We start from the raw sequence: 25,188 nt of genomic DNA on the forward strand, positions 1-25,188 counted from the left end.
CTCGGGGCGGGGAGATGTGTCAATCCTCGTCCTCGGTCTGCTCCCCGGGATGAGAGCTGCGCCGCAGCATTGCCCCCATCTCATCGTTCGTGGCGGCAGTGAGGGCATTGATATCCCGGGGGCTGAGCAGGTCTACGACGTCCCCCAGCGTGGGGACGCTCACGGGAACGCCGACTTGCTTCGAGAGCAGGCTTGCGAGGGTGAAGGCGCTGTGCGGCTCGCCGTGGGTCACGAAGATCGCGCGCGTATCACGAATGTGCCCGGCCCACTTCAGAAGGTTCTCTTGGTCGGCATGAGCCGACAAGCCCTGCACCTGGCGGATGCGCGCCCGTACACGGTGCCAGCGGCCGAACAGCTTGACCTTCTGCGCCCCACTGAGAATGATGCGCCCCAGGGTGCCTTCGGCCTGGTACCCCACGAAGAGGATCGTGTTGTTCCCTCGCTCCAGGCGCTGGTGGAGATGGTGGCGGATGCGCCCCGCGGTACACATGCCGCTGGCCGCGATGATAATCGCCGGCTCCCGAAGATCGTTCAGCTTCCTGGACTCATCCACCGAGCCGGTGAACTTGAGCGTCGGGAAACTGATCGGGTCGTCACCGCGGGCCAGTAATCCCAGGGTCTCCGTGTCGTAACATTCCTCGTGCTCAGAGAAAACCTCTGTCGCCTTACGGGCCAGTGGGCTGTCCACGAATACGGGAACCCGCGGAATCCGCTCCAGAGCCATCAGGCGGTCCAGACGATAGAGCAGCTCCTGGGTGCGCCCCACAGCAAAGGCAGGTACGATCATCTGGCCCTTCTCGCGCACCATTCTGTTCACAGCTCGCTCCAGGTCCGCGAATATGTCCTGTTCGCTCGGATGCAGCCGGTCGCCGTAGGTGGACTCAAGAACCACGAAATCCGCGGAATCCAGGAGGGTCGGGTCGCGGAGGATCGGCCGGCCGGGACTCCCGACATCGCCCGAGAAGACAATCTTGCGGCTCACGCCGCTCTCGGTCGCCCACACTTCGATGGAAGCTGCCCCGAGAATGTGCCCGGCATCCTGCCAGCGTGCCGACAGGCCCGGGGCCACCTGGACGTCATCCCCGTATGCGAGGGCCTCGAACTGGTCCATGACGCGGTCGACGTCCTCAATCGTGTACAGGGGGGCCGGTGGCGGGGTATTCTGTTGGCCGCGGCGCCATTTGCGCATCTCCCACTGTGCGTCCTCCTCCTGGATATGGGCACTGTCGGCCAGGAGGGCTGCGCACAGGTCGCGCGTCGCGGAAGTCGCGAAAACTCTGCCGCGGAACCCGAGTTTGGATAATCGCGGCAGAAGCCCGCAGTGGTCGATATGGGCGTGGGTAAGCAGGACGAAGTCGATCTCAGACGGGTCGAACGGGAAGCTGGCCTGATCGCGGTTGCGATCCTCGTCCACCCCCTGGTAAAGACCACAGTCCACAAGAACCCGCACGCCAGGCACGGACAGCAGATAGCGCGACCCGGTGACAGTCCGCGCCGCTCCCTGGAACTCGAGCCTCAAGGTAACCGTCTCCCGCTGACGCTGGGGTCAGCTTTCGTTGATGCGGTAGGCCGTGCCCTGCCGGATGCGCCTGTCGTGGCACTCCAGTGTCAGGTCCAGCAGTTCGCGCGGGTCCTCCGAGTAGAAGATCTCGGCGCCCGTGTCCTTGTGAATGTATTTCACGATCTCATGCAGCCGGTCGGATATCCCACCAGTGCCCCTCAGCACACCGATCACATTGCCGTCATCGTATGCGATCGCGAACTCTCCGAGGGTGCCCGAGCGTCCGCCAACGGTGATCACGATATCAGCCGTGCGCACCACCTCGACTTCGCGTCCCATCAGCCCGCTGCCGGTGAATATCAGAGCGTCATACTCCTCATAGGGCGACCGGTAGCGCTCTCGGTGCTCGTCCAGGCACAATGCCGGAGAGATGCCGATGGCAATCGTGCCCTGTTCGGTCGCGCCCTGCACTGCCGCGTGAGGCAGCCCGGGACATGCACCGGTAACGATGATGCAGCCCCGCCTTGCGATCTCTCGACCCAGTTCCCTACTCTTGCTAAGTGCGTGTTCGGGGAGTTCCCCCCCGGCTGATCCAACGACACCGATCTTACGTTTGATAAGAGTGTACCTCCTGGTGCGACGGTAAGCCCAACAGCGCCCATTATAGCAGCTTGGGCGCGGGCTATCAGCCCTGAATCGCGGGATTCCGTCTGGATTGTGGAACCCGGTGACACCCGGATGCGTCAAACAGGTCGGCGCGTGCCAAAGATGTTTGCCAGGGATTGCCGGAACGGATACAATCTGGGCATTCCGCGCCCCCCAGGACACCCGTGGCACCGTCCCGGCCCAAGGACGGCACTTCCATGGGTCCGGCGCGGGATTGCTGGAAGACCACCTTGTGAGAGGGACCCCCATGCGAGATCGGATTCTCTGGACGAATGCGGCAATCATTATCGGGCTCATGGTCTGCCTGGCCGGGTGTGGGGGCGGAGGCGGAGGCGGCAGCACGACCCAGACACCGGTTGCTCCCACCAACCTGCAGTCTCAGGCGGCCACATCAAGCACCATCACCCTCAGTTGGACCGATCGCGCCACCAACGAGACGGGCTATGAGATCCAGCGACGCACAGTCGGGGGAACCTGGATCACCGTGGGACAGACAGCCGCGGGTGCCACACAGTTCGTAGACGCCGGGCTGACGGCCAATACCACCTATGAATACCGCGTGCGCGCACTGGGCACTTCGGGAAACTCCGACTACACGGCCGCTATTACAGCATCCACCACTTCGGGCGAGACGGGCGTTCCCAACGCCCCGTCGGGCCTGCGCGTGACTGCGACCACGAGCACATCAGTGTCCCTGGCCTGGACGGACAACTCCAGCATCGAGACGGGTTTTGAGCTCCAGAGGCGAAGCGGTGGCAGCTTCTCCACCATCGCCACCTTGAGCGCCAATGTGACAACCTACACCGATACGGGCCTGAGTTCGGGCACCGCCTATGAGTATCAGGTCCGCGCTCTTGGAGCCAGCGGGAACTCGGCCTACTCCGCGACGGTCGTTGGTGTCCCCGGCAATACCGGCGGCACGGGGACGGTTACAGGGCGCGTGGCAAGCCTCCTGGGCGCTGTGCCCATATCCGGTGCCCGCGTGAGCATCGGTGGCGCTTTCACCACCACGACGCTGGCGGATGGGACGTACACCATCGCCAACATACCCACCGGAAACTACCAGCTCGAGGCAAGCGCCAGCGGATACCAGACCAACACGGTGCAGATATCGGTCAAAGCCGGCGCTAACAATCTGGGCGACATTCTCCTGACCGCCACCGGCGACGGTCCGCCGCCCCCGCCCATCTTCTGAGCCGGAGCGAGACCAAACAGGTCTGACAAACACACTCGCCGGAACACCGCCCGAAGCATCCGGGCGTAGTTCCGGCGAGTTTCGTCTGCGCCGATTGGCCTTCCGCTACTTCTCCAGCCATACCTTGCAGCTCGCTGCGGCCCGGTCGATCGGCAGCGCGGCCCAAACCTGATAGCGCCCGGCCGAGGGGGCGGTCCAGGTGGTCAGTGCGGAGACCCCGCGTGCCTCGAGACCCGCAACAAAAGCGCCTGGGTCGTCGACGGGGAGGGCCTGGGCACCTTCAATGGATGGCGACAGCGCCGCGCAGAGCTGAGGGGTAACGGTGGAGGGCGAGATGCGCTGCCCATTGGGCCCAATCAGCACGCACTCGGGTCGGCCCGTGGCTTGGTAGAACTCGGGCACGCGCCGCGAGCGGGTGAGATCACAAAGGCAGGCAGTGACGCTCTGCCCAATGGAGAGGTCCACCTGGCGGACATACCACATCCACCGCCAGTCCCGGGCGGTCTCGAGCCATGCCTGCCGTCGTTGATCAAACATATCGCGGCTTACATAGAGCAGCGCGGCGTCGTTCTCCCGCACCGCGTGCAGCATCGCCTCACCCCTCGTGACCTCGTACAACGGTGTGATCCCGTCCACATGGTCGGAATAGAGCAGCAATGTGGACGGATCAGGATCGGGGCTGTCTCCCGCGAACAAGCCAAGCTGGGTGGGCATTCCAGGCGGCCAGAGACGCCCGTCCGGCGCTCGGACGATCCACATTGGCTGCAGACCGGCCGGTTCAGGAGTCGCGGTCAGTTCCACGTAGTGCAGCTTCACAGCGGTGTCAGACAACTCCACCGGCGGAAGGTCCTCGGCGGCGATGCCGGCGATCAGCGGCGCCTGCAGGACAAGATCCCGCGGGGCCGTCGCCGGCGGCGTGGTGGGCGTCTCAGCCAGTGCCCCTGCTGGTTCGCGGGCACCGTCGCCGTCAGGCGTTGGAGCTTTGGGTGGAGCTGTCGCCGCCGCGCCGGGTTCAGTGCTCTCCTCATGGGCGTCCGCGCCGGCCTGTGGAACAACGGGCACCGGCACTTCCGGGGCAGGCGGCGCGGTAACCGGTGCCGGTCGTTCCACCGACGGCACGCTCTCGCCCGGGGCCGCCGGAGGCACCGTGATCGGCACGTAGTCCCCCACTGCAGCCGTGGGCTCTGCAGAACCGCTTGAGCCGCATGAGGCCAGGAGCGGCTTTACCTCCGCCGGCGGGGCTTCCACTATGGGTTCATCGGGTGCCGGACCACCCGGGATCGGCCTCGCCTTGGGGCGCGTGGGCAGGAGAAGCGTCGACCCACTTCGCTGCGAATCACCGGCGTCCGATTCTGGTCGCCGCGCACTGCGGGCCGTAGGCTCGCGGCCTGAGGCACTGCGGGAAATCAGGGGACGCGAACCAGCGTCGTCCGCGGCTGCCTCGGGCTCATCCACACGTACCGGGGTAATTGGTCTCGGGATGGACGCCCCCGACACAGTTGAGGGAACCACGGAGGGACCGGCAGGGGTAGATGCGACCTCATCGGCCGGACGTGGCATGACCACGGGTTGTGCACCGCCTGACGGCTGCGTGCGCGGGCCCAGTGGCGCGCTCAAAACCGAAGCTGCCGTGGGCGCGGCCGCGTCGGGCGCCGGCCCCGCAGGCTGCGGAGAAGCCGGCGGCACCGTGCCCGTCGCTTCGGGAACCGTTCCCGCAGGAGCCAGGACGGGCGGGAAGAAGGTGACAACACCGGGCCCAGCTTCGGGAATGGTGATCGCGGGACCCACAGGGGCTGCTGCGACCGGCGCCGGAGTAGTTGCCTGCGTCGGCTCCCCCCTTGGCACAATACCGGCCCCTGCGGTCCACGTGGTCGCCGAAATGGCGGGGGCTGGGTCTGTGACGCGCAGAACCAGGGAATCATCGACCACGGCAGGGGTTTCGGGAGCGATCCGGACCGCCAACTCGGGGGCCCCGACGGTCGGCCTCGCCAGAATGCCGGAAGGGGGCGGCGGGCCGGCGGGAGGCGCATCCGCGAGACTTGGGCCGGTGACCACCACCGGCGAGGGCGCGGCTTCCTCAGGAGCAATGGCGTCCACAGCCGGTGTGACCACTGCGGGTACTGGCATGCCCACTGAGGGCGAGCTGGGAGCCGGCGCTGACGGTCCGATGACCGGGGCCACTGGTTCGGGCGATGCTGCCCGTGCCAGGCGCGCGCCACCCGCAGGCTGAGCAGAAGCGCGGTCGGACCGGCTCAGCGCGGAGACGCCAGTGGGCGAAGCAGGTTCAGTCGGCTGCACCGCTCGCGTCTCATCGGCAAGTGGCTCGTCGCCACCCACCCGGGCTGAGACGCGGACGGGGGCGCTGTCGCCCACTGTGACCTGCGCCTCATAGCGGCCAACAGGCAGCGGTTCGCCCAGAGCGATCTCGTAGCGACTCCACGCGGGGCGACCCGCGTTCAGCACCACTTCGTCCGTCTTGAGTGTTCCACCGTTCAGGCTCCAGCGAATCTGAGCCCTAGTTCCCGGCGGGACGTCACCTGCCCGAAACCATACGTAAATCGCCCGGGCGCCTTTGGGGAACCAGGAGGTCGGCGAGATTGGCTGGCCCTTCGGGGTGACCCCATGGCAGACAACAGCGCCTGTGACGGGCTCCGGAGCGGCCTGTCCGAAGCCGGCAGACAGCACCACCACGGCCAGCCCGGCGATGGCGGTCAGCGGCAGTCTCCTCATGCTCTCATCTCCGATTCGCGGCAGACACCGCCTCACGTCCCCGAGTAGCGGAGTCTCATCGGGAGTATTGTAACACGAACCCGAGGCAACCGGGCCGACTCCGTCAGTGTGACCAGTCAGTCTTGCGGCTCCACGGTCCCGTGCTTTGCCTGGCAGCATGGGCAGTAGTAGGTGCTGCGCTGGGCCTGAACCAGTCGCCGGACCACACCCCGGCATCCGCGTCGCAGGCACCTGTCGCCTTCGCGCCCATATACCTGGAGACTGCGCTGGAAGCCTCCCGGTTCCCCGGTTCCGGTGCGATAATCACTGATGGTGGTGCCCCGAGACCGGATCGCCTCCCGGATCACCCACCGAATTGACCGCGCCAGCCGCCGCAGATCCGCCTCCGCCAGGCGATTGCACGGCGTCCGCGGGTCGATACGGGCCCGAGACAGGATTTCGCAGGCGTAGATATTCCCAATACCTGCGATGGCGGTCTGGTCCAGGAGGAACTGCTTCACGCTGACGGTGCGCCGCGAGACAAGGGATGCAAGACTTCGCGCAGTCGGGGGCGACTTGAGCGCATCCGAGCCCAGCCCAACCAGCGTGCGCGCAGTGGTCTCACCACGGGTAGGGATCAATTCCAGCGTGCCAAGCCGCCTCGGGTCCACGTGCAGGAGCAGGCGCCCGTCATCCAGCGCGAATACCGTGCGCGTATGCGGTGGAATGTCCTCGCCAGCAGCTATCGGATACAGTTTGCCGGTCATGCGAAAGTGCACGACCAACGACCAGCCTCCGGTGAAGCGCAGGATAAGGGCCTTCCCGTGCCGGTCGACCTCCAGAAGCTGCGCCCCGGTAAGGGCGTCGCGAAAAGCGCCGGGCGTTGCGCCCACCAGCATTTCCGGCTTGAGCACGCGAACGGACACTACCCGGCATCCGAGGATGCTCTCGGAGAGGTCGCGGCGTACAGTCTCGACTTCAGGGAGTTCGGGCATGATGTGATGGCCCGGTGCAGGCTACTTGCCGTCTTTGCTTTGGTCGCGCAGGCGGCGTCGGAGTCGTGCCTCAATCTTTTCAGGCAACGGGCGGATCTCCAGGGGCTGAGGGTTGTGTGCGGGCGCCCTTTCGGGAATAGGGCCCGTTGCGGTCTGGCGCAACTGGTACATGCGCCCCGGCGGCTTGGGCTCGTACGGCTCCAGCTGCAGCAGATCATGCAAGATACACAGCGCGGCTTCCTTGTCCGGGATTTTCCCCCGGGTGTCGATCTCACCACCACCGGGCTCGTAGGGTGGCAGCGGCGATCCCACACAGGATGGGCACCCTTCTTCGCAACCGCAGCGGGTGATGAGGTCGAGCGCCGCGGTCACCACCTGCTCGACGATCTCGAAGAGGCGCTCCGAGTAACCGACCCCGCCCGGGAAGCGGTCATAGATGAAGATTGCAGGCGAGGACAGGTTGCTCGAGTCCACCACTGAGCCGATGTCCGCCGGGTCGCACATCACGTAAGCCGGGAGCACGCCCGCCATGGCGTTGGAGATGCCCAGAAGCCCCTCGTCCGGGATGCGCCCATACTCGCGCACTTTCTGTAGTACGTGGCGCGGCGGCATGAGCCAGAAGGCCACAGTGTCCAGGTCGATCGGAGGCAGGTCAAGATTGCCGAAACCGATGGAATCGTTCTCGTAGAACTTCACCTTGCGGAACATGTAGACGAGATCGGTGACCTCGGCCGGACCGTTGCCGATCTCGCTGATGCGCCACCGCGAGGTGACCGGCGGCTCGTCCGGGTCATCCACCAGCTTGATCGAGGTCTTGTCCACGGACATCGTAAAGTAGTCGATATCCCGCTTGCGCACATAGGCGATGCGCTGGGTAAGGTTCAGCTCTTCGACGAAGTAAGTCTCGCCATCGTGCATGTAGATGGCTTCGGTATGAAGCTGCGTGAAGGCTCCCCATTCGTCCATCTCGCCAATGACCTTGCCGCTGTCCAGCTCCTGGATCACATAGTTGTGCTCGTCGGCCGACCGCAGGCTGACATCCCCAGCCGGGTACGCCGGACCGCGCCAGAACCAGCGCCCCTTGATCTCCTGTACCTCTCGCCTGTCCTTGAGAATCTGCATGATTCCACCGAGGTACTCTCCGAAGAACTCTACATCATCGCCCGTAACCGGCAGCTCCTGGGTCGCGCAACGTGCATGGCCGTAGAGGATGTAGGGGTTCTCCTGGTCGATAATCGCCTCTTCGTGGGGCTGGTCGAAAAAGTACTCGGGATGCTGCATGAGGTACTGATCGATGGGGTCCTCGCGAGCGATGAGAATCGCGATGGAATCTTCCTGCGTACGCCCGGCGCGCCCTGCTTGCTGCCAAGTGCTCGCGATGGAACCGGGATAGCCCACCATGAGGCAGGCGTCCAGAGAGCCAATATCGATTCCCAGCTCCAAAGCATTGGTCGTCGTCACGCCCATCAATTCGCCTTCGAACAGCCGGCGCTCGATCTCCCGGCGCTCCGAAGGCAGATAACCGCCCCGGTACGCGCGTACCACATTGGCCAGCCGGCGACTGCGGTGCTCCAGTTCATCTTGCACGTATCGGTAGAGGATCTCCGCGGTCGTCCTGGCCCGCACGAAAGCGATGGTCTGTACCCGGTAACGCTCGATGAGCTCGCACATGAGCCATTGAGCTTCACTGTTGGCGCTGCGGCGCGAGAGCCGGGCAGCATCCACATACGGCGGGTTCCACAGCACGAAACGCTTTCGTCCCCGGGGAGATCCGTCGTCGTCCACAAGGCGCATCGGCCTGCCCACGATAGCCTGGGCGTGATCCGCGGGATTGCCGATCGTGGCGCTGCAGCAGATGAATACGGGGTCAGCGCCATAGTGCCGGCAGATTCGCCTGAGCCTGCGGATCACGTTGGCCACGTTACTGCCGAAGATGCCCCGGTACGCATGGACTTCGTCGATAACCACAAAACGCAGCGCCTGCAGGAAATGGGCCCAGCGGGCATGGTTCGGCAGGACGCCACTGTGGAGCATGTCCGGATTGGTGAGAATGACATTGCCCTCATCGCGCAACTGTTTTCGCAGGTCCCGCGGGGTGTCCCCGTCGTAGGTTCCGGCGTGGATGGGCAGATCCGGTTGGGCCTCGCGGTAGCGCTTCAGGGTCTTCAGTTGATCCTGTGCAAGGGCTTTCGTGGGGAACAGGTAGAGCGCTCTCGCGGTCGGGTCCTCAATAAGCGCCTCGAGCACCGGGACGTTGTAGCAGAGCGTCTTTCCGCTGGCCGTGGATGTTACGACGACGAAGCTCTCGCCCTGTCGGGCAGCAGTCACCGCGGCGGCCTGATGGGTGTAAAGACGCTGGATACCCTCGGTCGCGAGAGCTGTTGCGACTGGCTCGGGAAGAGGCGGGGCAAGGTCGGCGAACCGCGCCTCCCGGGCGGGCAACTGCTGCACCCACACGATCTGGTTGCCGTAATGCCGACTGCTGCGTATTTCGGACAGGAAGCGTTCGACGTCCAAGTGCTGCGATTCTCCTTGCCCTGCCGCGCCGGGCGGGCTGTTTTCGGGCGTTGTCGTCGTTCAGAACGGCTCACGAGCTGCCATTCGCAGGGGGAAACTTGCCTGACACATCCGGCGGCTGCTTCTCATCCAGTGAGGGCTTCCCGCCACGGGCTTCGTCCTCCGCCTTGCGCCTCGCATCCATCATCATCTCGCTCTCGCGGAAGCCGTCATTGAGCCGAGACAAACGGTTCCGGAAAATCACGATGAGCGAGACGGCGGACACCACATAGAGCGGGTATCGATAGAACGGGGGCGCCCAACCCGCGAAGACCACAGGCCACCACAGGAGGATGATTGCGATCATCGTAAGCCATTCCAGCAGTTCGACACGTGTCATTACATGAACCTCGCACCCACCGCCGGGGCAGTTGAAGCACCAAGTTTGTATAAATGGACTATAGATGAATGGGCACAGAGCGTCAACGCCCGCTGAACGGCGGTCAAACGCAGGGCGCGGAGCTCGATCACTGGGATTGAGAAAAGCCGATGGTGGGTAGACTATAAAATTGACGGTACGTCTTGTCGAGCGGTCTTTCACAACTGTGCCGAGCGGGTCCATCCCGTTTTGCCGCGGTCATCTGTCCGCGAAGGTCCGAGGATTGGGGGCTACAGGGATGCAAAAGGACATTCTGCGACTGATGGGCTTGAAGGACATGCGTACTACGCTGTGGACGGCAGTGATCTGCGTGGCACTGGCGATAGTGCTCGCCGCCGTCATCCACTCCCCGGCAGGGCGATGGACCGTTCTCGTGCTGTTTGGGGGCATCGGCGTGGGCGCAGCCATTTCCCTTTTGACCAAGGCGCGGTTCCGCTACCGGGAGCTGTGCAAAGGTCACTGCCCCAACCCGCTGTGCCACGGCGTCGTTGTCCACAGCGAGAATTTCCCGCGCGACGTGGTTGTCTGCCCGGTGTGTGGACGGGTCTGGCCGGCCCTGAGCCACATTGAGTTCAAGGTGACATCGAGACAGTGGTAGCCGCGGCGCGGATACGGGCAGACGGCGGCGTCTTCCAGGCGCCTCTTCATCCGGCTGAGTGGCTCGTCAGGCACCCAGCCCGCAGGATGAGAGGGTTGCCACGAGCTCGGAAATGCTGAAAGGTTTTCTCAGACACGCAGAAGCCCCTTCTGCGAGCAGGCTGGCGGCAATCTCGTTTTCCGCACGCCCGGTGATTATCACCACGGGCGGTGGACTGTCCAGTTCCCGGGCGGCCTCCAGTACCGCTCTGCCCCCGCCGTCCGGCATGAGCAGATCACACAGAACCACGTCAAACTGATCTCGGGCCAGCGCTTGCAGAGCTTCCTGAGTACCACCAACGGACACTACCGTACATCCGCGTTCAGACAGCGCATCAGACAGCAGCTCGCACAGGTCAGGCTCATCATCCGCCAGCAGGACGCGGATTTGCTGGTTTTCCGGCTCAGCGACCGCTGCCTGCGGCGCTGGAGAGGACTCTCCCTCCGTTCCATCTGCTAGCGCCCTGAACCGAAGTTCGAATGTGGTTCCGACTCCGACCTCGCTGTCCACAGCGATCGTACCGCCGTGTGCCTCAACGATCCCGTGTGAGACAGACAGTCCAAGGCCACTCCCTGGCAAATCACCGCCCCCAAGACTGCCCTTGGTGGTGAAGAACGGCTCGAAGATCCGGGGCAGATGTTCGGGTGGGATGCCGATGCCCGTATCGGTGATCCTCACCACGATCTCACTCTCACCCGCTGTGTTCTGTTCGCAGAATGTGCGTAACTCGAGAGAGCCGCCCGCTGGAGTGGCATGGCAGGCGTTGATGATGAGATTGAGAAAGACTTGCTCAAGCTGGCCGATGTCCCCCGCCAGTCGTTCGCGCCCTGTGGTGTATATCCGACGCACCTCAAGCCCGGCATTCTGCAGCTCGCGAGAGGCCATGTTCAACGCCGCATCCAGCGCGTCCTCAACCGCTACCGCGGACTTCTTGGGCACTTGCGGTCGTGCGAAACTGGTGAGGTTCGTGCAGATATCTGCGCCACGTTCCGTCGCTTTGAGGGCCACATCGGCCAGCTTCTCGTACGCAAGAGGGTCCCCCGTCCCGATTGCCAGTTGCGCCCTGCCGCTGATGATCGCCAGCAAATTGTTGAACTCGTGAGCGACCCCCGCCGCAAGCTGACCCACGGCAGAGAGGCGCTGAGCGGCTTCAGCGCGCTTGCGCTCGGTGATATCTTTCACAACAGCAAAGCTGCCGGTGCACCGGCCTTCAGCATCCGTGGTTCGCCCGGCGTGAAAGACCACCGGGATCTGTCGCCCTGAGCGAGACACCAGCGCAAGCTCGAACTCCCGGTGCTCATCGGCGGAGCAGCTCGAGCGGATCCACTCAGCCAGGCATTCGCGGCTGAACTCCTCGCAGTAGCTCAGGGCATCGGCGCCGCGCAGGTCATCTGGTTCAACTTCCAGCATCCTCCCCAAAGCTGGGTTCGCATACTGGATGATGCCTGCGTCATCCATGGCCAGGAGGCCGTCCGCCATGCTCTCAACCAAATTGCGGTATCGAACCTCACTCGCCCGAAGCGCCTCTTCAGTGCGCTTGCGGTCGGTGATGTCTGTGAGGATGCCCAGAGACCCGATATGTTTGCCCGTGACCGGATCAGCCAACCGCGTTGCACTGTCGCTGAGCCACCGGAGCTCACCCCACGCCGTGCGGACCAGATGGTCCACACGGTATCGCGGGATCGCGCCCTCCTTGAACTGTTCCGTGTACTGACGCAGGTCCTGCGGCGCGTCTGGATCGGCGACGCGGGACTCGATGATCATGCTCTCGAACTGCCCGGGACTTAGCTTGTTGGCAGGGATCCCGATAAGTGCCGCGATGCCTTCGCCGATGAAGTCGTAGCGTTTGTCGGAAAAGCTCCTGCGGTAGGGTACACCGTGGGCCGCCTCGATCGCCAGACGATGCAGTCGCTCGGACTGAGCAACCATCTCCTGGGCGTCGTGCTGGGCCGTGACGTCACGGAAGACCCCGCCGACTATGGGGCCTGCGGCGGTCTCCAGACGAAAAGGCGTCTCATGGATGACTCGGCGCTTCCCCTTGACCTCGACGACTCGCTCCCGGCGTCCGTTGGGTCGCTGCTGCAGTTCGCCGGTCTGCAGGTAGCGCTCGACGGAACGCCTGAGCCGCTCCTCATAGCCTTCGGTCCGCTGTTCGGGGTGCATCAGGCGCGCCTGAACCTCCCACACCGGGCGTCCGATGACCTCGTCAGGCCGGAATCCCAACGTCCGCTCCGCAGCCGGATTCCACATCACGATGTTCCCATGAACGTCGGAATAAGCGATACCGTCTGAGGTCTCCTCGAAGATGCTCCGGAAGAGGCGCTCACTCTCCTCCAGCGCCTGACTTGCACGCATGCGCTCTGTGATGTCCTGGATGATGCCCAGGGATGCCACCACCGCGCCCGTGCTCGGATCCCTCACCGGGGTGGCGCAGTCGCTGATCCATTTCTCCTCGCCTGTGGGGGTGACAATCCGGTGGTCGACGCGCAGAGTATCCAATTCGCCCCTGCGGAATGCCGCCAGTGTCTCCTCGTAGGGTGCACCTTCAGTGCGGGTTTCCTGGATCATTGCGCGGAAGTGGCGCGGAGTGAACTCGTCCGCCGGGACGCCAAAGAGGTCAACGACGCCATCGCCCACGAAATCATAGACGTCACTATTCAGCGGGAGGCGGTATGGTACGCCCCTACCGGCCCGGATCGCCTCGCGGTACAGGCGCTCAGATTCGACCAGCGCGTCCTCCGCGTCGCGGCGCGCCAGGATCTGCTCCCACTGCCGTAGCGCGGCCTTAGCGAAGCGGGGGGTCTCCGTGAGCAGTTCGCTGCCTTTGACCCAATAGTCTACGGCGCCGCGCTTCAGAGCGTCGACGGCCACTTCCTCACTGCCCTGACTGCTGATGACCACCAAGGGGGGGCCATACCGGGGATCAGTATCCTGCAGAAGCGCGTCGCCGTCCCCGTCCGGCAAGCGCCAGTCGGCGATGATCAGGTCCGGCGTCTCTCGCGCAAGCGCTTCGCGGGCCTCCGAGAGATTGCTGGCGACGGTCACTCCGAAGGGCTCCGCTGCCCTCTCGAAGGCGTCGCACATCAGCGCGACGTGGGCTTTCTCGTCCTCCACCAGGAGAATGCGCACCGGTTGAAGCGTCATGGTGCCTATCACCTCTGGAACGGGCTCGCCCCGGCCGAGCTGCCCCAGGCTGGTCGGTGTGCAAGACAGCCGTCAGAACCGGCAGGGGGTGTCTCCTAACGGGAATGTAATCCTCTGCCCGGTCCGCTGGGATTCATACACTGCAAGGTTGAACTCCACGGCTCGGCGGGCTTCCGGCCCATCCACCAGCGGGAGCCCGGTCCCTTCGATCCACCTCAGGAAAGCCTCGATCTGGACGGCATGCGCGCCGACGCCGTCAGCCAATCCCGCCGTCGGGTCGGCGGCGGATGTCTCGGTGGGCGCAGCCTGCTGAGCTAGACTTGGTTCACCCTCCACATCCCAGTGCGTAATCTTGTCCGCCTCAATCACCACGTTCCCTCGCGAGCCGTGGACTTCCAGCCGCGTGGCCATACCTTTGTAAGTGAGCGTTGTGCCCTGAAGCAAACCTTGGGCGCCGCTGCGGAACCGGATGACCGCCGAACCAATGTCCTCGGTCTCCATTTCGTGAGCCATGGTTGCGGCATAACCGCTGAGGCTCTCCACTTCACCCATCATCCACAGAAGCAGATCCACCCAGTGCACCGACTGGTTCATGAGCGCTCCGCCACCGTCGAATTCCCAGGTGCCTTGCCAGCGGCCCGTATAGTAGCTCTGCTCGCGCCACCACGGTACGAAGGCGTTACCGTAATAGATCTCTCCCAGCCTGCCCTCCTCGATAGCCTGGTGCAGGGCCTGATAGCTCGCATACGCGCGGAACTGGTGCACTGCCGCAAGCTTGGTTCCGTTCTCGTCGGCAGCTTTGATCATCGCATCGATGTTTGCGAGGGTCACATCGATGGGCTTGGTCACGAAACTGTGCTTGCCGGCCTTTGAGGCCGCGATGCTCGCCACGTGGTGGTGGCTGCTGGGCGTTGTGATATGCACATAATCGATGTCATCTCGCGCCAGCAGATCGTTTAGGTCGGTGTACCAGGCCTCGGCTCCGTGCTTTTCGGCCGCCGCACGCGCCCGATCCTCAATCACGTCACACGTAGCAACCAGGCGCACATTGGGTACACGCTCAAGCGCCTGGAAATGGGTGGGGCTGATGACCCCGCAGCCGATGAGTCCGACGCCGTAAGTCTTCGACATGGGCAAGCTCCTGTGTCTCAATGCGCTAGGCCCGATTCCGGGCGGCTTCTTACTCGAGCGTCGGCAGGGCGGCGAAGCTCTGCGCTTCATCAGTCGTGGCGCAGCTCTGGAAGGACCCGGTGGTCAGCGGCGCCATGCGTTTGATGTGCTCCTCCAGTCGCTGCTTCAGCTCGGCTGCAACTTCGCGGTTGTCCGCCAAGACATTGGTCAACTCTTGTGGATCATTCTCGAGATCGTACAGTTCGAACCGCGCACCGGCATTCTGCGGTGTTTCCGTCCAGGGCTGCACATAGTTCCACTTCGCGGTGCGGATGCATGCGTGGCTCCCGAAGGCGCTGACCACATAGTCGGGAGCATCGCCTTCTCCCTTCGTCTGCGGCCAGATGTCCCGGCCCAGGCAGCGCTCCGGCACGTCGAGCCCCATGATCTTGAGACAGGTCGGCATGATGTCCTGGTGCTGGCAGAACCCGGCCACCCGCTGACCGGCCGCCTCGCCCTTTGGATGCCGAATAAGCAGCGGCAGTCGCGTACACTGGTTGCGCAGGCGGTTGACGCCTTTGTGGATCTCCCCCTGCTCTCCCATCATGCAACCGTGGTCCGACGTGAACACGATCACCGTCTCTTCAAGAATGCCTTTGGCTTCGATGCGATCCAGCAGGTATCCGACCCACTTGTCCACCAGGGTGACTTCGGCGGCGTAGGCAGTCTTTACATTGCGCACCTGCTGCTGTGTCATGTGTTCGGTGGACAGCGGCGGGATACACCCGTCCATGCCCGCGTATTGCGGGTCATACAGCCGCGCGAAATCAAGGGGCGGGTCCCACGGCTCGTGGGGGTCGAAGCAGTCCACGTACATGAAGAAGGGGTTATCCAGGCTGTAGTCGTCCACATACTTTGCGGCCTGGAGCATCACCTTGGCCACGGAGGTGTCGGCGTCTGTTTGCCAGTCTTTGCGGTTATTCAAATGCTGGACGATCCAGGGGCGGTCGCGCATCGGCCCCTCGCCGTATCTGCACTGGTCCAACAGTGCACGGACTCGATTTGGGTCAGTGAGGGCATACGGGTCTCCCTCCTGGCCGCGGATCCAGAACCAGTTGTCATAGCCACGGTGGAAGTTCTTCCCGGGCTTCATCATGTGATACACGTCGGTGACGAAGCACGAGTAGTAATCGTATTGCCGCAGGTGTTCGGACAGGGTGACGTCCTCGTCGAACAGAGGGTGCCAACCGGGGAGCTGCACCATGTCGCTGGCCTGGGCGCGGTAGGTGAAGGGGAAGATCGGGCGTCCGGTCTTGATCACCCGGCGGACAGGGATTGTCGGCAGACCTTCGGCGTAGGCGTCCGTGAACACTGCGCTTTGTGAGGCGAGACGATCGAGGTTCGGCGTCTTGATCCATTCGTTACCGTACGCGCCGAGGTAATCCCAGCGGAACGTGTCGCTGACAATGATGACGAGGTTCAAAGCATCGGCTCCCTTCGTAAATGAACTCGATTGAATTCGCGTCCGGGTCGCGAATCCCCTCTCTGCGCTCTCCTGCCGTTAGTTGATGGGGCCCGGCTCGCCCAGCCAGACCGGCGAAGACCAGGCGATCTCCCCGTCTTCCTGCATCACCCGGACGTAGTAATAACATGGCCCGGCAGGTGGGGTGTTGTCCACGAACCGCATCTCGGTTGCTCGCCCGTCGACGTCACGGGAATGAATGAAAACATTGTTGCGGCAGATCTCGACCTTGTCAATTTCCGCCGGACAGTCCACTCGCACATCCACCGTGACCGGCCGCCCTTCGTGGGCGGGGGCCTTCTCCCCCATCAGGTGCCCGTTGACCCGGACATCAAGGAGTATCTTGGCCGCCGTGGTTCCGTAGGTATGCCGGGCGCGCATGGCATCAAGAATAGCGCCCCGCGTCAGTTCCGGTGCGTAGACCGCGGCTTTGCCGTAGCCGCCACCGTGGTCCGGTGCCGCAATGACGCCGATTACAATGCCACGCGCCCAGGCATCTTGAAGAAACCAGCCTTCGGGAGTGGTGGATCCTGCCATCCTGGGTGCGCCTTTGTACTCGTACGAGCCCCGCGTCTGGAAAATCTCGGCCACCGGCTGGTTCCGTTCGTCAATGAATTCCCAATCGGTGGGGACGTTCCCGGTGTCCGCAAGCTGGTGAGGGATGTGTACATAGCTGGCGTTCTCACGCGCCAGAGCGTCCCACACTTCGATGGGCTTCTTGCGGTCGCGGGCATTGAACCACAGTGGGAAGTAGGGGTCCTCCAGGATCAGGTTCCTGTGTCCGTAGAAACCATAGGGATACTTCTCATCGTACTCTTCGAAGGAGGACGTCCACTCCTCGGCCAGAAAACCGAGGAATCGTCCGACATCGGTGTTTGAGCGCGCCATCTTGCCGGCATGAGACCAGAGGTACGCATTGAGGTTGTACCCGTGATCGGTGATCGCTGCGAAATCGTAGCAGGCAACGTCCCGCATGCTCTGGTAACTCTGGTCCTGGGTCTGGTCTCCGGTCCGATTGCACACCGAGGTGTCACTGTGTTCATGCAGGTCACCGAAGTACAGGTTCAGCCTCTGCCCATTGTAGTCGATGCTCCAGCCTGACCGGTCTTCTCCGCGCTCCCTGCGAATCTCTGCCGCCTGATACGGCTCCTGTGGCGGCGAATAAGGCTCAAGTGCCAGCTGGGCCGGCTGGGGAGCCGACGAGGTATCCAGGGCGGCAGCAAGAATGCGGCTGGTCGCTGACGCCGACTCCTCCGGAGAGTCCCAGGCACTGGGGATATCATCAGCCTGGAACAGTACCACCGCCCTGTCCTCCACGACTGCCAGCTCTGCTCGCCTGCACAGCCCCTTTTGTGCCGACACACGCAGGCGCTGCGTCCATGTCTGTCCGCTGTAGCAGAGCACGGTCACGTCCCAGCCAGCCCGTCCCCGGGGCTCCCGGCAAGTGACCCAGAGGCGACCGGAGGGGTCGATACACGGGGTCACGAACTCCGCTCGGGCCCACAGCGGGGTCTCGCGCAGTCCAATGGGACACCGCAGACCATCAGGGGTAATCAGCCCAATCTGCGAACGCTTCAGGTTCGCGGAACCCACATGGTACTGTGCGGAGCCGGCTACATCCCAGGTCAGCCAGAGCCCCTGCGGGCCACTAACCAGCCGGGGTTCGCGGTCCACAAGGGAACACGTCGTGAGACGCTGCTCGCCCGCGCGCGGATTGCTGCCGTCCCACGCAAACAAGTCGGCATTGCCGTCCCGGAAACCGTGCCAGACCACGTATGGATTCCCATCGGCCTGAAGTGCGAGGGTCGGTGAGTAGTTGTTAGTGCCGGGTGTGGACAGCCGGACAGGCTCGGTCACACTGTCGCCCCGCACCCGCGCCAGATAGACCTGCCGCCGGGACTGGTCGCGGTTGGACTCCCAGGCGACCCAGACGCCATCAGCAGTCACCCCACAGGCGGGCTTTACATCAACAGCCGGATCCGCGGTGACGCGCACAGGCTTCCCCGGGCCACTCTCGTTGAGCGGGGCCGCAAAAACATCCCAGTTCCCATCGATTTCCTGCGCATACGCCAACCAGACCCGCAAGCCGTCCGTGGCCAGTGTGGGCCCAAGGAGGTACCCCTGCGCTCCCTCCACCGGCCACCTCCGCGCCACAGTCAGCGTGCCTGCCACCAGATCGCCCACCGCAGCCTGGAGCGTGTCTCTTCCGTCCCGGAAGGATATCCACGCCATCCAGACCCGCCCGTCACTGGTCACGGCAAGCACAGGTGCGTCGTTGAAACCGGTGCCGCCGGATATTTCGACCGCCGGCGGCGTGTCATACTCGAACAATCGCACGTCGTCGATCCACATCTTCCCGACGGGCTCGCCGTACGATGAGGGGGCCACAATCTCAAGGGTAGTCAACCCCGGCTCCTCGACGCTCACCGGGACGGTGTACTGGGTCCACTTCCCGGGGACGCGCTGCCAGGCATCCACCATGATTCTCTTGCCCGCAGTGGTGCGCCACAGAACCAGTTTCGTCTGGTTGGTAGCGCGGGCCCAGATACTGAACTCATAGAGACGATCGGGACTCATCTCCACCTGGCGCTTGAGCACTCGAGCTTCGCTTGGCTTGGTCACTTCCCCGAACAGGCAGCGTTCGCCGGAATGTGCCTGTTCGACATCCTCGATAAGCACGTGTTCGGGGTGAGGTTCCCAGTTGACGAGGCCCTGTTCAAAACCACCATTGTCGAGGATCTGTCGGCGCTGCCCAGTCTGGGCCGGCGCCGGCAGGGCAAGAACGACGCTGAGTGCCAGGAGCAGGCGGACACGGTGAGCCATGCGCGTGACCTCCGGCGCGGTTGGTGTATCTCTGCCGGTTCGCCCTGAAAGGACTCTATTCCTGCTCAAACCACGGGGGCGTTAGTCGAGCACCGGGGCGCAGCTGATACTGAGGGTGTCGTCGGGGCCGCGCTGGACCACGATGTGCTTGCGCCATTCATCGCTCTGCTCAGGGTAATCGGTGCGGAAATGGCCGCCGCGACTTTCGGTGCGCAGAAGGGCCGCCTGAGTGATGAGCCGGGCCGCGCGGATCATCATGGCCGTCTCGACTTCCTCCGGCTTCCCAGCCGCTGAGTGACCAATCTGGCGATGCAAATCCTCCAACTCGCGCCCTGCATGGGCGAGCCCATCACCGTCACGCAGAATACCCACGTAATCCCACATGAGGTCGCGGACGCGGTCTCGCCACGCAGGGTCGGCAACCAGGAGATCATGGGCAGGCATGGATGCGGCCGAGGAGACCTCGGCGTCGGTCAGATCCGGCGCGCCGGCCATGGCTTTCGCCGAACGTGCGCCGAAGACCAGACCATCCAGCAGGGAGTTGGAGGCCAGCCGGTTAGCGCCGTGCACACCGCAGCTGGCTGCCTCTCCGCAGGAATAAAGGCCGGGCAGGGAGGTCTGGCCGTTCACGTCCGATCGGATGCCGCCCATGCAGTAATGCGCGGCCGGGGTCACCGGAATGCGGAATGTGGTCTCATCCCAGATCCCGCGCTCCTTGAGCTCCGCGGTGATGCCCGGGAACCGGGCCTGAATCGCCGCGGCGTCGCCGATGGGGGTCAAGTCCAGGTAGACATGGTCGGCACCGTCACGGTTCATTTCTGAAAGGACCGCGCGGGAAACTTCGTCCCGGGGAGCCAGGTCCTTGAACTCCTTGGAATACCGGACCATGAATGCCTCGCCGGCACGATTGCGCAGCACCGCCCCCTCACCCCGCACGGCTTCGGAAATGAGGAACTTGGGGTATCCGGGCGCCGCCAGCGCGGTAGGGTGGAACTGGACGAACTCCAGGTCCTGCAGGCTTGCACCTGCTGCCCAGGCAACGGCCCAGCCGTCACCCAGGGTCACAGGAGGGTTCGTGGTTACCCTGTACAAGTTCCCCGCCCCTCCGGTAGCCATGAGAGTGCTGCCGCCGAGGATGCGCACGCGCTCGCCCGATACCGAGTCCAGTGTCTCGATGCCTACGCACTTGCCGTGGAGAAGGAGAATCTCGGTGACAAAGGTGTGCTCCAACACCCGAATGTTGGGGGAGTTGATGACCGCCTCTGCCGCCGCGCGCTCCACTTCCGCGCCGGTTGCGTCTCCCTGTGCGTGGATGATCCGGTGGCGGCGGTGAGCGGCCTCGCGGCCCACGATCAGCTTCCCGTCGCGGCTGTCGAACTGCGCTCCGATCCCGATGAGCGCACGGACCGCATCGGGGCCTTCGCGAGTGAGAATCTCCACCGCAGGCCTATCACACAGCCCATCGCCCGCCGCCAGGGTGTCCTGTTTGTGCAGCTCGGGGGAATCCGCGGGCAGCAGGGCCACGGCAATGCCGCCCTGAGCGTATTCGGTGTTGCTTTCGTGCAGGAGGCTCTTCGTGACGAGAGTGACATCGCCGTGGGCACTCAGGTGCCAGGCTGTCCAAAGGCCCGCGATGCCTGAACCGACCACAATGAACCGGCTGCGAATCGTAGTCCTGCCCGGACCAGCTTCAGAGGACCTCATTGGCGCTCCCCGACCGAAAACCCTCAAGGTCGAGGGTAACGTAATTGTAGCCTGCCAGTTTCACGCGGCGAACGATCTCGCCGCGCAAGTGTGGATCTGCCAGCCGCGCAATCTGGTCTGCAGGGACCTCAATGCGCGCTGCCGGGCCGTGATGCCGCACTCGCAGTTGGCCCGGTTGCACCTCGCGCAGGGCTTCCTCCGCCCGCGCTATCTGCTGCAGCACTTCGAGCGTCAACGGTGTGCCGTAAGGCACGCGAGATGCCAGGCAGGCCATAGAGGGCCTGTCCCAGTTTGGCAGCCCGATTTCCCTGGACAATTGGCGGATCTCCCGGCGCGTGAGCCCGACTTCCGCTAGCGGAGCCGCTATCCCCATCTCCGCAGCCGCGCGCTTGCCCGGCCGGAAATCCCCCGCGTCGTCGGCGTTCTCACCGTGGGCGATGTGCGCGATGCCCCGGTCGGCCGCGATCTGTCGCAGGCGACTGAAGATGGCGCGTTTGCAGTGGTAGCAGCGGTCAGGAAGGTTATTGACGACACCTTCATCGGCCAATGGGTCAAGATCGACAAACAGGTGTGGGGCGCCGATGTGGGCCGCCTGCTCGCGGGCAATCGCCATCTCCGATTCGGGGTTGAGAGGTGAGCGAACGGTGACTGCGAGCACTTTCCCAGGCAGCTCTTGAGCGGCAACTGCCAGCAGGAACGAACTGTCAACGCCTCCCGAAAATGCGACGAGGAGGCTACCGCATGCCGACAGCCGCCTGCGCAGGGCATCCATGCGCTCTTCGGTGGTCTGCTCGGTGTCAAACTCTGAGTTAGCCATTGCCCGGGAACGGGAAGAAAATGATGACCGCCATGATTGTGCCAAGCGCCGCGCCAATGACCACTTCTTGCATAGAGTGGATTTTCGCCTGAACCCGGCTTTGCGACACCAGCAGAGCCATCGCGAGCACGAGGCAGGCGACCGACAGGTTGCGGGTCATGATGACCAGGCTGGTGCCGATCAGGAAAGCCAGCGCGGTGTGACCGGAGACCACGCCACCCCTCCAGAAGGTGCCTGACTGGGTCTTCGCCTTGAGCCAGGCGATGATGACGCCCAACAGGATACTGCCGATCAGGACCCCTTGCACCACTCCGAGGTGCGGGGTGGCCATGCTCTCGGGGAGCGAGCGTATGACCCGCCAGAAGGTCTCGCTTGTAGTGATCCCGATGATACCGACCGCGACCGCATAGGCAGCTGCAAGGAGGACCGCGCCGGCTGCGACGTCCTTGGCGATCTTCGCGCTCGGGTCGTAGGTCTTCACGGTCAGGTCAATGGTTCGCTCCAGTGCGGTATTGATCATTTCGGTAATGAGCACCAGAGCGAAGGCGGTCATCAGGTGGAGCAGTTCGTAGGGAGTGACGCCAAATCCCGCCGCCGCCATGAGCACGAGGCTCATGATGGTGACGTGGAACTGCATGTGCTTTTCGGTACGCAGGACGTACGACAGACCATCCCACGCGTAGCGGAAGCTCCTCCAGACCGACTTATATTCACGGGGCGAAGGCGTCGTGCGCTCCAGATTCTCCGGCTTTTTTCTCATGGGTGAATCTGCAGACCCATCCTTTTCATGGTTTCCAGCTGCAAGTCAATCATCCTGCCAAGCTCGTCCTCGGTGGCATCGTCCATCCCTGCCACGTGCAGCAGACCGTGGGAGACCAGCCAGGCTAACTCCGTGGCCGTGTCGTGCCCCGCCGCCTGCGCCTGCCGCCGCGCCGTGGGCAGGGAGATGATGATCTCGCCGCCGGTTTCGTCTTCGTCTCGGTCCGCCTCAAATGAGATAACGTCTGTTGTGCGGTCGCTGTTTCTGAAACGCAGGTTGAGTTCGTGCATGCGCTCGTCGTCCACGATCACCAGGCTGAGAAGGTCCAGGTCGAACCCGATGAGTGCAGCGGTCTCCCGCGCGGCGCGGATCATCACATCGGCGTCGAAGGGCTCAAACTGCAGATTGCGGATCTCGATCTCCACCGGCTACGGGCCTCCCACTTGCCCTAAGGCTGGCGCCCGCCACTGACCGCACTCTCCCGGGGGCGCCCGTTGTGCCTTCCGGATGAGTGGGCGCTCTCGTGCTCACGCAGGACCTGTTCCGGATATTTTACCCGGTGATGGTACATGCTGGCGATAGTGTTCACGAAACTGCGCTTGATGGTGGATAGATCGCGGAAGGACAGGGGGGCCTCGTCGAGCTGGCCATCCTCGATCTTGTGCTTCACCAGGCGCTCCACCATTTCCTCAATCTCATAGCGTGACGGGTTCTCGAGGGTGCGCGCCGCGGCCTCAATCGTATCAGCCAACATGAACAGCGCCGTCTCGCGCGACTGTGGTTTCGGGCCGGGATACCGGAAACTGATCTCTGGGATTGCGTCGGGGTCGTCTGCCTGTTCCTGGGCTCTGCGATAGAAGTACTCCACCAGCGTGGTGCCGTGATGCTCTGTGATGAAAGCCGTGATCTCCGGCGGCAGCCCGTACTCGTGGGCCAGCTCCACGCCCTCACGCACATGGTTGGTGATGATGAGTGCACTCAGGTGTGGCGACAGCCTGTCATGAGGGTTGTCTGTCCCAAGCTGGTTCTCCACAAACATATATGGGCGCTTGAGCTTGCCGATGTCGTGGTACATCGCGGCAACCCGAACCAGGAGCGCATTAGCCCCGATTGCTTCGGCGGCAGGTTCCGCGAGATTTGCCGCCATCAGACTGGACTGGTAGCTGCCGGGAGCCTCGCGGATCAACCTCTGCAGCAGGGGCTCGTGGGGGTTGGCGAGCTCGATCAGGCGGAACTCAGTGGTCACGCCCAGGAGGCGTTCCAGGGCCACTGAAGCGCCCATGGCAAGCAGTGGCGACACCAGGCCCCCGACCGCCGCGATGCCCAGAAGCCGCGGGGTGACGGTGATGCTGAACACTTCGGAGCAGATGAGCATCACCAGGGCCGCCCATGCCGCCATTGCCGGGGCCGCCAGGGCGATCACTCCGCTCTTGCGCCCCGTGCGCGACACCAGGAAAACGCCCACCGTGGTGCACAGGATCAGCACCATGACCATCCGGGTGTCGCCGCCGCTGGCGAGGATCGGCAGAAGCAATCCGCTAAAGATACCCACAGCCATGCCGATCGAGACACCCATCAGCAGGGCCACGATCATCGAGAAGATGATGGCGACCGTCAGGCTTCCCGCCTCGAACCAGGTGGTGGTGCCCAGCGCGCGGAAGGCGAATGTCGTGGCCACTAGCAGCGCGGCCACGGTGACCAGCTGGTCGAAATTGCCCCAGACACGTGTATTGAACCGTCTGATAAACAGGCCCAGAAGGAAGACCATGATCGTCGCCACCGCGAGTACACCGAGGGCTCGCGTGTAGTCGATGGTCTCCTGCATGAGCCCCACGGCCTGGAACGCCGCGATGTGCCGCGGCCGAACTTCCTCGCCCGCCAGGATAATGATATCCCGGGGCTGGATGGGGTGGACGACATCGGCCACGCTGTCTCGCTTCTGCTTGCGAGCCTCTTCCGTGGCGTCACGGTCAAGTATGCGGTTGGGGACGATAACGGCCTGCCCAATCTCTCGGGCCATCGCCGTAAACGGGCTGGTGAGGCGCAAGCCGCCTACAGCTTCAGCGATTCGCTGCCGCGCCTGCTCGAGGTCCGTGGCATTGTCCCGTATCTCGCCGGCCATCTCACGGCGGACCAGGTTCGCCAGACCGTCGTGGACCCTGGCAAGCGCCGCGTCGGACGTCGTCTCGCGGACGGCAAGCGCAAGGGTCTCATCGCTGAGACTGATGTCCAGCGAGTTGCGGAGTTCAGTGACCTTTGCGAGAGGGTCTGCAAGAGCCGGGTTCGCACGCACATCCCGAAAACGGCTGAAGATGTCACTCAGTGCTGTAAGGGCTTTCTCCGTAGCCCCCGGGATCGGGTCATAGATCTCGGGCACGTCCTCGGCGGCATCTGCCCTCAGCCGTTCCATCTCTTCCGGATCCACATAGACGCCGCTGCGGGGTGCCCGGATAGTGCGGTCAGCTCTATCGCCCTCGACGTAATCCAGTTTCTGGGGGAGTATACGTGCCCAGGCAGCGATGAAGACGCATCCCGCCGTAACGAACCCGAGCAGGATGCGGCGCCCGGCTCCACGAGGGAGGGAGACGAGGAGCTTCGACCGGGCTGCCTGTTTCCTACCCCTGGCCTTAGTCTTCATTCGCGATATGTCTCCAGGCACGCAGTGCGACG

At 63.7% G+C, this 25,188-nt stretch carries 17 protein-coding genes; 2 read left to right on the forward strand and 15 right to left on the reverse strand.

Annotated elements, in window-relative coordinates; genetic code table 11:
- Positions 1–19: 19 nt before the first annotated feature.
- Both HPY44_13410 and HPY44_13415 read right to left on the reverse strand, forming a co-directional pair.
- On the reverse strand, positions 20–1,519 hold the full coding sequence (locus HPY44_13410; GenBank protein ID NSW57003.1) for an MBL fold metallo-hydrolase: 1,500 nt from the start codon (positions 1,517–1,519) through the stop codon (positions 20–22).
- Positions 1,520–1,546: 27 nt separating this feature from the next.
- Positions 1,547–2,416 (reverse strand): LOG family protein, encoded by an 870-nt coding sequence (locus tag HPY44_13415; GenBank protein NSW57004.1) that lies wholly within the window; start codon positions 2,414–2,416, stop codon positions 1,547–1,549.
- Here HPY44_13415 and HPY44_13420 point away from each other — a divergent pair.
- A complete protein-coding gene (locus HPY44_13420; protein ID NSW57005.1) occupies positions 2,415–3,362 on the forward strand; it encodes a fibronectin type III domain-containing protein in 948 nt (315 codons plus the stop codon). The genes HPY44_13415 and HPY44_13420 overlap by 2 nt on opposite strands.
- 105 nt (positions 3,363–3,467) lie before the next feature.
- On the opposite strand, the gene HPY44_13425 is transcribed toward HPY44_13420, so the two are convergent.
- From HPY44_13425 to HPY44_13440, 4 genes are all read right to left on the reverse strand, one after another.
- Positions 3,468–6,092, reverse strand: a complete 2,625-nt coding sequence (locus HPY44_13425; protein ID NSW57006.1) for a hypothetical protein — start codon at positions 6,090–6,092, stop codon at positions 3,468–3,470.
- A gap of 116 nt (positions 6,093–6,208) precedes the next feature.
- Positions 6,209–7,066 (reverse strand): bifunctional DNA-formamidopyrimidine glycosylase/DNA-(apurinic or apyrimidinic site) lyase, encoded by an 858-nt coding sequence (gene mutM, locus HPY44_13430; GenBank protein NSW57007.1) that lies wholly within the window; start codon positions 7,064–7,066, stop codon positions 6,209–6,211.
- Positions 7,067–7,087: 21 nt separating this feature from the next.
- Positions 7,088–9,583 carry a DEAD/DEAH box helicase gene (locus tag HPY44_13435; protein NSW57008.1) on the reverse strand — a complete coding sequence of 832 codons (2,496 nt, stop codon included), beginning with the start codon at positions 9,581–9,583 and terminating at the stop codon, positions 7,088–7,090.
- Between the two features lie 70 nt (positions 9,584–9,653).
- A complete protein-coding gene (locus HPY44_13440; GenBank protein NSW57009.1) occupies positions 9,654–9,962 on the reverse strand; it encodes a hypothetical protein in 309 nt (102 codons plus the stop codon).
- A gap of 277 nt (positions 9,963–10,239) precedes the next feature.
- Between HPY44_13440 and HPY44_13445 the strand changes: the two genes are divergently transcribed.
- A complete protein-coding gene (locus HPY44_13445; protein ID NSW57010.1) occupies positions 10,240–10,599 on the forward strand; it encodes a hypothetical protein in 360 nt (119 codons plus the stop codon).
- A gap of 66 nt (positions 10,600–10,665) precedes the next feature.
- Here HPY44_13445 and HPY44_13450 read toward each other — a convergent pair whose 3' ends face one another.
- From HPY44_13450 to HPY44_13490, 9 genes are all read right to left on the reverse strand, one after another.
- Positions 10,666–13,782 carry a PAS domain S-box protein gene (locus HPY44_13450; GenBank protein ID NSW57011.1) on the reverse strand — a complete coding sequence of 1,039 codons (3,117 nt, stop codon included), beginning with the start codon at positions 13,780–13,782 and terminating at the stop codon, positions 10,666–10,668.
- Between the two features lie 72 nt (positions 13,783–13,854).
- Entirely contained in the window at positions 13,855–14,913 is a 1,059-nt protein-coding gene (locus HPY44_13455) for a Gfo/Idh/MocA family oxidoreductase (protein ID NSW57012.1), read from the reverse strand.
- 49 nt (positions 14,914–14,962) lie between these two features.
- A complete protein-coding gene (locus tag HPY44_13460) occupies positions 14,963–16,375 on the reverse strand; it encodes a sulfatase (protein NSW57013.1) in 1,413 nt (470 codons plus the stop codon).
- A 78-nt stretch (positions 16,376–16,453) separates the two neighbouring features.
- Positions 16,454–19,237, reverse strand: coding sequence for a DUF3604 domain-containing protein (locus HPY44_13465; protein ID NSW57014.1), 2,784 nt, complete (start codon positions 19,235–19,237; stop codon positions 16,454–16,456).
- A gap of 81 nt (positions 19,238–19,318) precedes the next feature.
- On the reverse strand, positions 19,319–20,941 hold the full coding sequence (gene nadB, locus HPY44_13470; protein ID NSW57015.1) for an L-aspartate oxidase: 1,623 nt from the start codon (positions 20,939–20,941) through the stop codon (positions 19,319–19,321).
- The gene (gene larE, locus HPY44_13475) at positions 20,928–21,713 is read right to left on the reverse strand and encodes an ATP-dependent sacrificial sulfur transferase LarE (protein NSW57016.1); all 786 of its coding nucleotides are present in this window, start codon (positions 21,711–21,713) and stop codon (positions 20,928–20,930) included. The genes nadB and larE overlap by 14 nt, the downstream gene beginning before the upstream one ends.
- Before the next feature lie 37 nt (positions 21,714–21,750).
- On the reverse strand, positions 21,751–22,518 hold the full coding sequence (locus HPY44_13480; protein ID NSW57017.1) for a diacylglycerol kinase: 768 nt from the start codon (positions 22,516–22,518) through the stop codon (positions 21,751–21,753).
- Positions 22,515–22,943 carry an rRNA maturation RNase YbeY gene (ybeY, locus tag HPY44_13485; GenBank protein NSW57018.1) on the reverse strand — a complete coding sequence of 143 codons (429 nt, stop codon included), beginning with the start codon at positions 22,941–22,943 and terminating at the stop codon, positions 22,515–22,517. The genes HPY44_13480 and ybeY overlap by 4 nt, the downstream gene beginning before the upstream one ends.
- 23 nt (positions 22,944–22,966) lie before the next feature.
- Positions 22,967–25,156: an HDIG domain-containing protein gene (locus tag HPY44_13490; GenBank protein ID NSW57019.1), complete on the reverse strand. Its 2,190-nt coding sequence runs from the start codon at positions 25,154–25,156 to the stop codon at positions 22,967–22,969.
- Positions 25,157–25,188: the final 32 nt, after the last annotated feature.

It is taken from the genome of Armatimonadota bacterium (genome assembly GCA_013314775.1).
Lineage (GTDB): Bacteria > Armatimonadota > Zipacnadia > Zipacnadales > JABUFB01 > JABUFB01.